The sequence below is a fragment of the Curvibacter sp. EU05-FHT14A10 genome (genome assembly GCF_058791075.1).
This window is the reverse complement of record NZ_JBYTDE010000016.1, coordinates 145641-155089: the sequence shown is the minus strand read 5'-3', so window position 1 is coordinate 155089 and position 9449 is coordinate 145641. Positions and strand designations below refer to the sequence as shown.

The 9449-nt window shown below is 70.0% G+C and carries 7 protein-coding genes; 4 read left to right on the top strand and 3 right to left on the bottom strand.

All coding sequences use genetic code 11. The annotated features are described in order from the left end of the window. Nucleotides 1–86: 86 nt before the first annotated feature. Nucleotides 87–2195 (bottom strand): TonB-dependent receptor family protein, encoded by a 2109-nt coding sequence (locus AC3WUT_RS24690; protein ID WP_492349705.1) that lies wholly within the window; start codon nucleotides 2193–2195, stop codon nucleotides 87–89. A 252-nt stretch (nucleotides 2196–2447) separates the two neighbouring features. Here AC3WUT_RS24690 and AC3WUT_RS24685 point away from each other — a divergent pair, with 252 nt between their 5' ends. The 4 genes from AC3WUT_RS24685 (at nucleotide 2448) to AC3WUT_RS24670 (ending at nucleotide 5849) form a co-directional block, all read left to right on the top strand. Further along, nucleotides 2448–3809 (top strand): HAMP domain-containing sensor histidine kinase, encoded by a 1362-nt coding sequence (locus AC3WUT_RS24685; RefSeq protein ID WP_492349704.1) that lies wholly within the window; start codon nucleotides 2448–2450, stop codon nucleotides 3807–3809. Nucleotides 3810–3814: 5 nt separating this feature from the next. Then, entirely contained in the window at nucleotides 3815–4444 is a 630-nt protein-coding gene (locus AC3WUT_RS24680) for a response regulator (RefSeq protein WP_492349714.1), read from the top strand. Between the two features lie 222 nt (nucleotides 4445–4666). Continuing rightward, a complete protein-coding gene (locus tag AC3WUT_RS24675) occupies nucleotides 4667–4987 on the top strand; it encodes a high-potential iron-sulfur protein (RefSeq protein WP_492349703.1) in 321 nt (106 codons plus the stop codon). 91 nt (nucleotides 4988–5078) lie between these two features. Next, nucleotides 5079–5849 (top strand): crotonase/enoyl-CoA hydratase family protein, encoded by a 771-nt coding sequence (locus AC3WUT_RS24670; RefSeq protein WP_492349702.1) that lies wholly within the window; start codon nucleotides 5079–5081, stop codon nucleotides 5847–5849. 7 nt (nucleotides 5850–5856) lie between these two features. Here AC3WUT_RS24670 and vapB read toward each other — a convergent pair whose 3' ends face one another. Beyond that, nucleotides 5857–6090, bottom strand: coding sequence for a type II toxin-antitoxin system VapB family antitoxin (vapB, locus tag AC3WUT_RS24665; RefSeq protein ID WP_492349701.1), 234 nt, complete (start codon nucleotides 6088–6090; stop codon nucleotides 5857–5859). A gap of 70 nt (nucleotides 6091–6160) precedes the next feature. Next, on the bottom strand, nucleotides 6161–9424 hold the full coding sequence (locus AC3WUT_RS24660) for an acetyl-CoA carboxylase family protein (protein ID WP_492349700.1): 3264 nt from the start codon (nucleotides 9422–9424) through the stop codon (nucleotides 6161–6163). Nucleotides 9425–9449 lie beyond the last annotated feature (25 nt).

Genomic DNA, 9449 nt, shown 5'->3' with positions numbered 1-9449 from the left:
GGCCTGCGCGCTGCGGGGGCCCCCGCTCTCGGGGCCCCGCCGCGGCTTTTTTCATGGGCACACAGGCGGGTCATCATCGATCCGCCTCAGAACTTCAGCACGGCCTTCACGCCCATCACCCAGTTGCGCCCCGGTGCCGGTTCGTAGAACTGGCTGTTGGCCTGGTTGACGATGAGCGAGCCCACATACTGGCGGTCGGCCAGGTTGTCGACCCGCAGGAACTCGGTGAGCTGCCAGGCCCCCACTTGCTGGCGGGCCACCACGCGGGCATTGAGCACACCGTAGCCGCCCGCGAACGCGGTGTTGGCATCGGAGGCGGCCATGTTGCCCACCAGGCGCGCCTCGACACCGGCCTCCCAGGCCTTGTCGGGCTTTTGCCAGACCAGTTCGGTGAACAGGCTGCGCCCAGGCACGCCCGGCAGACGCCGGCCGGCGGCGATCAGCACCGGGGTGGCGGCGGCGTAGCTGGTGTAGGCCTGGTCGACCGTGGCGCTGAGAAAGCTCAGCGCGGTGTTGGAGCGCAGCTGCCACGGCAGCTCGGCCGCCAGGCTGAGTTCGAAGCCCTGGCGGCTGGTGCGCGGCGCGTTCATGAAGGCGGTGCGGCCACTGTTGCTGGCGGCGATCACGATGTCGTTGCGGGTCTTGGACGAGAACACTGCGGCCTGCCCGCGCACGCCCTGGGCCAGCTCGGTCTTCAGGCCCAGTTCGATCTGATGCGTGCTGGCCGCCTGCAGGCTGAAGTTGCCGGTGTTGGCCACACTGGCGTTGATCAGCGCGGCCGGGGTGTAGGCCAGCTGGTTCAGCGTGGGGGTGTCAAAGCCGCTGCCATACGAGACATAGACATTGGTGTCGTCGCGCAGGTAGTGCTGCCACGACAGCATGCCGGTGGTGGCGCGGAAGCGGCTCAGGCCGGTGCCGGGCTGCTTGTTGTTGCTTTGCGAGCCCAGCTCGGTGCTGGAGTGGCGCAGGCCGGCGCTCACGGTGTCGCGCTCGCCCAGGCGCAGCTCGGCCTGCAGGTAGGTGTCGAGGTTGCTGGCGTACTGGCTCAGGTCCTGGTTGGTGGCCGTGCTGGGCTGGGCCTGGCCAGCCACGTTGTTGGAGGTCAGGCGGCGGTCGTTGTTGCGGTTGCTGTCCAGCCCGGCCACCCATTGCAGGGGCAGGCCGGCCAGTGCGGTCTTCTGCTGCCAGTGCAGGTCCAGGCCATAGAAGGTGCGGGCCAGGTTGATCACGCCGTTGTTGGCCGGTGTGAGGCCGGTGAGCGCCGAGCCGGCGAGAAACTGCTGGGTCTTGCGCTCGCCGTAGTAGGGCGAGATCACCAGGGTGTTGCTGGCATCGAAGGCGTGGGTGAGCACCATGCCGCCCTGCGTCTGGCGCATCGTCTTGCGGGTGTCATAGGCCAGGGCGAAGTTGCCGGGCTGGGTGCGGTTCTGCTGCAACTGGGCCGCGGTCAGGCCCAGCGGGTCTTGCGCGCTCAGATCGACCTGGTTGGCCACCAGCTGCACCTGGGTGCCGGTGGAAAGCGTGAAGCCCAGCTTGGCATTGGTGTTGTCACGCGTGGCCGCGCTGTGCTGGCGGTAGCCGGTGCTCTCGAGCTTGCCGGTGTTGAGCACGTAGTTGATGCCGTCCTGCTCGCCCGTGGCCTTGAGGCCGTACTTGCGCAGGCCATAGGAGCCGGTTTCGAAGTAAGGCGTGAGCTGCAGGCCGGGCTGGCCTTTTTCGGTGAAGACGCTGATCACGCCGCCCGAGGCATTGCCATACAGCACCGAGAACGGCCCGCGCAAGACCTCGATGTGGTCGGCCGAGGCCAGGTCGATGTGCGAGATCTGGCCCTGGCCGTCGGCCACCGTGCCAGGGATGCCGTCCACCAGGATGCGCAGGCCGCGCGCGCCGAAGGTGGAGTTGGCGCCAAAGCCGCGCGAGGAGATCTGCAGGTCCTGCGCGTAGTTCTGGCGGTTCAGCGCGTACAGGCCCGGCACCCGCACCAGCGACTCCGACAGGTTGGCCTGGGCCTGGCCCTCTTGGATCTGATCACGCGACACGAGGTTGACCGAGGCCGCGGTGTCCATGATCTTCTGCTCGGCACGGCTGGCCGAGACGACCACATCGGACAGGCTTTGCGCAGCGGCGCCGCCCGCCAACAGGCAACAGCACAGGGCGGCACCGGCCGTGGCCGTGCAACGGAATCGGGAAGGCACAAGAAAATGAGGGGGCTGGCAAAGAGAGGACATGGGGTTCAGCAATCGGTGAAGGCCACGCAGCGGAGACAGCCCGCTGCATCGGAACCCAGTGTGCGCAATCGGCGCCCCCGACGCCATCGGTGAGATCTGCATTTGGGGCTCATGATTTTCATGAAACGGCCACCGCTACGGGCAAACCCGGGTGTCCATGGGCGCTAGCATCAGCGATATGCCGAACCCCGCCCCCTGCCCCGCCCGGAGCGCCCCCCCATGAGCCTGCGCCTGCAAGTGAACCTGATCATCACCGTGCTGCTGGGGCTGATGGCCTCGCTGCTGGTGGGCCTGCAGATCGACAACACCCGGCGCAGCGTGCGCGACGAGGTGGACGGTGCCAACGTGGTGGCCAGCCAGTTGCTGGGCCGGGTGAACTGGGTGTATGGCTACGGCGGCCTGGACGGCATGCGCGAGTTCCTCAATGGCGTGGGCCGGGTGCGCGCCAACGACATCCAGCTCTTCGATGCGCTGGGCCAGCAGCTGTACCGCTCGCCCCCATCCCCCTACAAGCCCGGACGCGAGGCCCCGGGCTGGTACACCCGGCTGGTGTCGCCCCCCCTGGCCCCGCGAGAAATTGCCTTGCCCAGCGGCCGCATCGTGCTGTACGCCGACCCCTCGCGGGCGGTGCTGGACGGCTGGGACGACCTGCTGCCCATGCTGGGCGGGGTGCTGGCCGGCTTTGCACTGGCCAATGCCGCGGTGTGGGCCTTGATGGGCCGCGCGCTGAAGCCGCTGCAGCAGGTGGCCGAAGGCCTGCGCGCCATGGAGGGCGGCCACTATGCGATCCGCCTGCCCGAGCAAGGGGGCCGCGAGCCGCGCCTGGTGGCCCAGGCCTTCAACCGCATGGCCCAGGCAGTGCAGGACAAGGCCGAGGCCCAACGCGCCGCCCAGGAAGCGCGCCAGGCCCTGGCCGAGAGCCGCGAGCTGGCCCAACTGGTGCACGCCCGCATCGAAGAAGAGCGCGGCGCGATCGCCCGTGAGTTGCACGACGAACTGGGCCAGCAGATCACTGCCATCAAGAGCGCGGGCCTGACCATCCAGCGCCGCCTGGGGCCTGGCGACCCGGCCCTGAGCCAGTCGGCCCAGCTGGTGCTGAGCTGTGCCGACCACATCTACGAAGGCATGCATCGGCTGGTGGCCCGCCTGCGACCCCTGGCACTCGACCCCTTTGGCCTCGGCGACGCCTTGCAGGACCTGCTGGGCGACTGGCGCCAGAGCCACCCGACCCTTCAGTTCTCGCTGCGGCTGGAGGGCCCCCTGGACAGCCTGGACGAGGCCACCGCCAGCGCCGCCTACCGCATCGTGCAGGAGGCCGTGACCAACGCCCTGCGCCACGCCCAGGCGCAGCACATCGAGGTGGCAGTGACCGTGCAGGCACAGAGCGTGCTGCTGTGGATCGCCGATGACGGGCAGGGGCAACTGGATGACCTGCACGCGCCGCGCCACTACGGCGTGGCCGGCATGCGCGAACGCACCCAGGCCCTGGGCGGCGAGCTGGTGTTTGAACAACGCCCCACGGGCGGCCTGGCCCTGCGCGCCCGGCTGCCCCGCGGGGGCCTGAAGGGAGATGGCGCGTGAGGGTGATGCTGGTGGATGACCACGCCGTGGTCCGCATGGGATTCAAGCTGCTGCTGCAGGCTGAACCCGACATCGAGGTGGTGGCCGAGGCCGACAGCGGCGAAGCGGCCTGCCAGGGCGTGGCCGCGGCCGCCCCCGACGTGGTGGTGATGGACCTGTCGATGGCCGGCATGGGCGGGCTGGAGGCCATCAAGCGGCTGCTGGCGCACCAGCCGCAGCTGCGCATCCTGGCGCTGTCGGCCCATGAGGACACCAGCCACTCGCGCCGCGCCCTGCAGGCCGGGGCCCTGGGCTACCTGTCCAAGCGCAGCGCGCCCGAGGCCTTGATCGACGCCCTGCGCAGCATCGCCCGCGGCCAACGCTACCTGGACGCCGCCATTGCCCAGCGCATGGCCATGCAAGACCTGGACGGGGGCCCCCAGGGCCCCCTGGGTCAGCTGTCGGCGCGCGAGTTCGAGGTTTTCATGCAGCTGGCGCGCGGCCAGTCGGTGGCCCAGATCTCGGAGGCCCTGAAACTCAGCGCCTCCACCGTGGGCACCCACCTCTACAACGTGAAACAGAAGCTGGACCTGGGCAACCAGGCCGAGATGACACTGCTGGCCTTGCGCCACGGGCTGATCGACGTGGGCAGTTGACCTCACAGGCCGTCAACACGCCCCAGGGAAAGCCCCTGGCCGCCTGCTCCAGGCTGACACACCGGGAACAGGCTCGGGCAAGCCCAAGGCACACATCGGGCGGCAGATCTGTCACAGAGGGCATGCCAAGCGCCGCGGATGCGCCCGGATCCCCCGTCTTCAGGGCCTGGCACGTCTGTTGCAAAAAGTCCGGCATTCCCATCCCCAGACCAGGAGACCTCCGTGACCGCACCCAGCACCCGCCGCCAGTTCATCTGCCACCTCGCCGTCGCCAGCAGCGCTCTGGGCGCCACAGCCGCCCAGGCCCAGGCCGGCGCCCATGTGGACGAAGCCAGCGACCAGGCCATGGCCTTGGGTTACAAGCACGACACCAAGCACGTCGATGCCAAGAAATACGCCCAGCACACGCCGCAGCAGCGCTGCCACAACTGCTCGTTCTACCAGGGCAAGCCCACCGACGACTGGGGTGGCTGCGCCATGTTCGGCCGCAAGCACGTGGCTGGCAACGGCTGGTGCTCGGCCTGGAACAAGGCCCCGGGCTGAAGCGCCCGCCGGGCGCCTGCCTCGGGGTTTGACGCATGGCAGGGCGGCCCGAGGCGGCCTACCATGGCCTTCACACCGGAGGAGACCCGCCATGCCCTGCGTCCGCTATGAAGCCGCCGACCCGATCTGCACCATCACCCTGAACCGCCCCGACAAGCGCAACGCCGTCGATGGCGTGGTGGCCGGCGAACTGCGCGAAGCCTTTGAACGCTTTGAGGCCAACCCCGCGCTGCGGGTGGCGGTGCTGACCGGGGCCGGCGGGCATTTCTGCGCCGGGGCCGATCTGAGTGCCGTCGGCGACCCGGCACGGCGCAACGAACTCGATCCCGAGGGCGGGGGCAGCGGGCCCATGGGCCCCACCCGCATGGCGCTGAGCAAGCCGCTGATTGCCGCGATCCAGGGCTATGCGGTGGCCGGCGGCCTGGAGCTGGCCTTGCTGGCCGATCTGCGCGTGGCCGATGAAGAGGCCACGCTGGGCGTGTTCTGCCGGCGCTGGGGCGTGCCCCTGATCGACGGCGGCACCGTGCGCCTGCCCCGCCTGGTGGGCATGGGCCGGGCGCTGGACCTGATCCTGACTGGGCGCCCCGTGGGCGCAGCCGAAGCCTTGGCCATGGGGCTGGTGAACCGCGTCACACCGCCCGGCCAGGCCCTGGCCGTGGCGCAGGCCCTGGCACGTGAGATCGCGGCCTTTCCGCAGCAATGCATGCTGGCCGACCGGTATTCGGCCTACGCCCAGTGGGATTTGCCGCTGGCCGAGGCGCTGCGCCAGGAAGGCCGCCTGGGCGTGCCCCTGGTGGCCGCCGAGGGCGAGGCGGGTGCGGCCCGGTTTGCGCAGGGGGCCGGGCGGCATGGGCGCTTTTAAAGCTTGATCAGAGGTCTTCCCGCGCGGGCTGACGCTGACTGGCTCGCTCAGGTAGAAAATCATCATTCACCTGGTGACCGCCGAGAAAAAAGCTGTCCCAGGATTGCCCCACAGGCGCCAGGATTCGCTCCTGCCCGTTGGCACGTATCGCAACCTGGCGAACACCATCAGGCAGGCGCATGTCCTGAGGCAGACGCACGACCTGGGTGCGCTTGTTGTTGATCACAATGCCGATGGTCATGCTTGCCTCCTCAAGAATGCAGATGGCTGTTGTACAGCCTTAAATGCCCCCGCCCCAAGTCGCAACGACCTCACCAGGTATCCACAAACCGCCCCGTCTGGCGCGGCTGCTGGGCCGCTGAGGCCAGGCCGCGCAGCAGCCAGCTGCGGGTGTCGGCCGGGTCGATGACGGCGTCGATCTCGAGCGTGGCGGCCATGTTCATGGCCTCGCCGTTGGCGTACTGCTGCTCGACCAGGCGCTTGAACAAGGCCTCGCGCTCGGGGCCGGCGGGGGCGGCCTCCAGCTCTTTGCGAAAGCCCAGGCGCACGGCGCCCTCCAGGCCCATGGCGCCGAATTCGCCCGTGGGCCAGGCGACCGTGAACACCGGCGCATCAAAACCGCCCGCTGTCATGGCCTGGGCGCCCAGGCCATAGCCTTTGCGCAGCACCACGGCAAAAAACGGCACGCTGAGGTGGGCGGCCACCACGAACATGCGGCACACATGGCGCACCTGGGCCTGGGCCTCGATGTCGGGGCCGACCATGAAGCCCGGGGTGTCGGTGAGCGAGACGATGGGCAGGCCGTGCGCATTGCACAGCTGCATGAAGCGGGCTGCCTTGTCGGCCGCCTCGACATCGATGGCGCCGCCCAGATGGCGCGGGTTGTTGGCGATCAGGCCCACGGCCCGGCCTTCGATGCGCGCCAGCGCGGTCACCATGCCGGCGCCAAAGCCGGCGCGCAGCTCCAGCAGCGAGCCTTCGTCGACCAGGCCGCGCATCACCTCGCGCACCTCGTACACGCGCAGGCGGTTCTCGGGCACGGCGTGGCGCAGGCGGCGCGGGTCGGGGGCCTGCCACTCGGCCAGCGGCCCCTGGAAGTACGACAGGTATTGCCGCGCCACGGCCACGGCCTCGGCCTCGTCGCGCACCAGCACATCGATCACGCCATTGGTCGACTGCACGTCGCTGGGGCCGATCTGCTCGGGCTTGAACACGCCCAGGCCGCCGCCCTCGATCATGGCCGGCCCGCTCATGCCGATGTTGCTGGCCTCGGTGGCGATGATCACGTCGGCACAGCCCAGCAAGGCGGCATTGCCGGCGAAGCAGCGCCCGTGCACGATGCCCACCACCGGCACCTGGCCCGACAGGGCTGCAAAGCGGCTGAAGGTGTGGTTGTTGAGGCCGGCCACGATGGGCATGTCGGTGTCGCCCGGCCGCCCGCCGCCGCCTTCGGCAAACAGCACCACCGGCAGGCGCAGCTGGTGCGCCAGCGCCAGCATGCGGTCGGTCTTGTGGTGGTTGCGCATGCCCTGGGTGCCGGCCAGCACGGTGTAGTCGTAGGCCATGACCACGGCGCGCGAACGCTCGGGGCCGAACTGCGCCGCGTTGACGCTGCCGATGCCGGTCACCATGCCGTCGGCCGGGGTGTTGGCGATCAGGTCTTCGAGGCTGCGGCGCCGGGTCTGGGCGGCAATGGCCAGCGCGCCGTATTCGATGAAGCTGTCGGCATCGCACAGGTCGGCGATGTTCTCGCGCGCGGTGCGCCCGCCCTGGGCATGGCGCTTGGCCACGGCGGCCCCGCGGTTCTGGTCTAGGGTGTGGGCGTGGCGGTCGATCACGCGCTGCAGGTCGGGGCGAATGTGGTCCGGGTCCAGCGCTTGCTGCACGGCCTGGGCCTGCAGCGCGCCGACCACGGGCTCAAGCACCAGCACCGCCTGGCCGGCGCTCAGGTAGTCGCCCGGCTCGGCGGCCAAGGCCAGCACGCGGCCGGCCTGGGGGGCCTGCAACACGTGCTCCATCTTCATGGCCTCCAGCACCGCGAGCGGGGCGCCCGCCGGCAGCACATCGCCCACCGCCACATTGAACTGCACCAGACGCGCCGGCATGGGGGCGGCCACCGCGCCCTCGGGCAAAGCCGCCACAGGGGCACGTGACTCGGTGGACGCAACCTGCGGGACGGTGGGCGCCACCGGCACGGCGGCCAGCAACTCGGGCAGCACCTGCTCCAGCCAGCGGGTGTGGATCTGCTGGCTGGCCATCTCGGGCCGGGCCGCGATCACCCGCAACAGGCCCAGGTTGGTGGCCAGGCCTTCGATGCGGCACTCGGCCAAGGCACGCTGCGAGCGCCGCAGCACGTCGGCAAAGGCCGGGCTGCGCGAGCTGACGATGAGCTTGGCCAGCAGGGTGTCGTAGTGCGGCGAGGGGCTGGCGCCGGCCACACCGTGGGTGTCGATGCGGATGCCGGGCCCGGTGGGCAGCTCGAAGCGACTCAGGCAGCCGTGGCCGGGGATGGCCTGGCCGTCGGCGCTGAGGGTTTCGGCGTTGATGCGCCACTGCACGGCAAAGCCGCGTGGCTCGGGGGGGCGCAGTGAATCCAGCCCCAGCTGGGCCAGACTGCGGCCGCCGGCCAGGGCGATCTGAAGCTGCACCAGATCCAGGCCAGTCACCTCTTCGGTGACGGTGTGCTCAACCTGCAACCGGGCATTGGCCTCGATGAAGACAAAGGGCAAGTCGGCCGAGGCCAGGTCGACCAGGAATTCAAAGGTGCCCAGGCCTTGGTAGCGCAGCTCGCGCGCCAGCCGCAGGGCCGACTCGGTGAGGGCGGCGCGCAGGGCCGGCGTGAGCGAGGGACTGGGCGCCACCTCGACCAGTTTCTGGAAGCGCCGCTGCACGCTGCATTCGCGCTCGCCCAGGGCCATCACCTGGTGACCGTCGCCCAGCACCTGCACCTCGATGTGGCGGGCCCCGGTCATGAGGCGCTCCACATACACGCCCTCGACGCCGAAGGCCGCCAGCGCCTCGGAGCGGCAACGCAGCCAGGCCTCGGGCAGCTCGTCGGGGTGCTGCACGGCCCGCATGCCGCGCCCGCCACCACCGCCCACCGCCTTGACCATCACGCCGGCGCCGTGCTGGGCGGCCATGAAGGCCTGGGCCGCTTCCAGCGTGACCGCCCCGGTGCTGCCCGGCATCAGCGGCACGCCGCCGCGTTGAGCCAGGGCACGCGCAGCGGCCTTGTCACCCAGGGTGTTCAGCGTGTCCACGCTGGGCCCGATGAAGCGCAGGCCGGCCTGGGCGCAGGCATCGGCAAAGTCGGCGCGCTCACTGAGAAAGCCGTAGCCCGGGTGCACGGCCTGGCAGCCGGTGTCGCGCGCCACGGCGATCAGGGCCGCGGCATCAAGGTAGGCCGCCGGGCCGGTGGCGGCCAACGCCACGGCCTGATCGGCCGCACGCACATGGGGTGCCTCGGCATCGTCGCGGGCATGCACCGCCACGCTGGCGATGCCCATCTCATGCAGGGCGCGCACGATGCGCAGGGCCACCTCACCACGGTTGGCGACCAGGACTTTGGAAAACACAGGATGGGTCACAAGGGCTCCAGAC

Excerpts from the sequence above, each read along its gene's own strand:
- AC3WUT_RS24685 (WP_492349704.1), top strand. The coding sequence starts at position 2,448 with ATGAGCCTGCGCCTGCAAGTGAACCTGATCATCACCGTGCTGCTGGGG.
- AC3WUT_RS24680 (WP_492349714.1), top strand. The coding sequence starts at position 3,815 with ATGCTGGTGGATGACCACGCCGTGGTCCGCATGGGATTCAAGCTGCTG.
- AC3WUT_RS24670 (WP_492349702.1), top strand. The coding sequence starts at position 5,079 with ATGCCCTGCGTCCGCTATGAAGCCGCCGACCCGATCTGCACCATCACC.
- vapB (WP_492349701.1), bottom strand. The coding sequence starts at position 6,090 with ATGACCATCGGCATTGTGATCAACAACAAGCGCACCCAGGTCGTGCGT.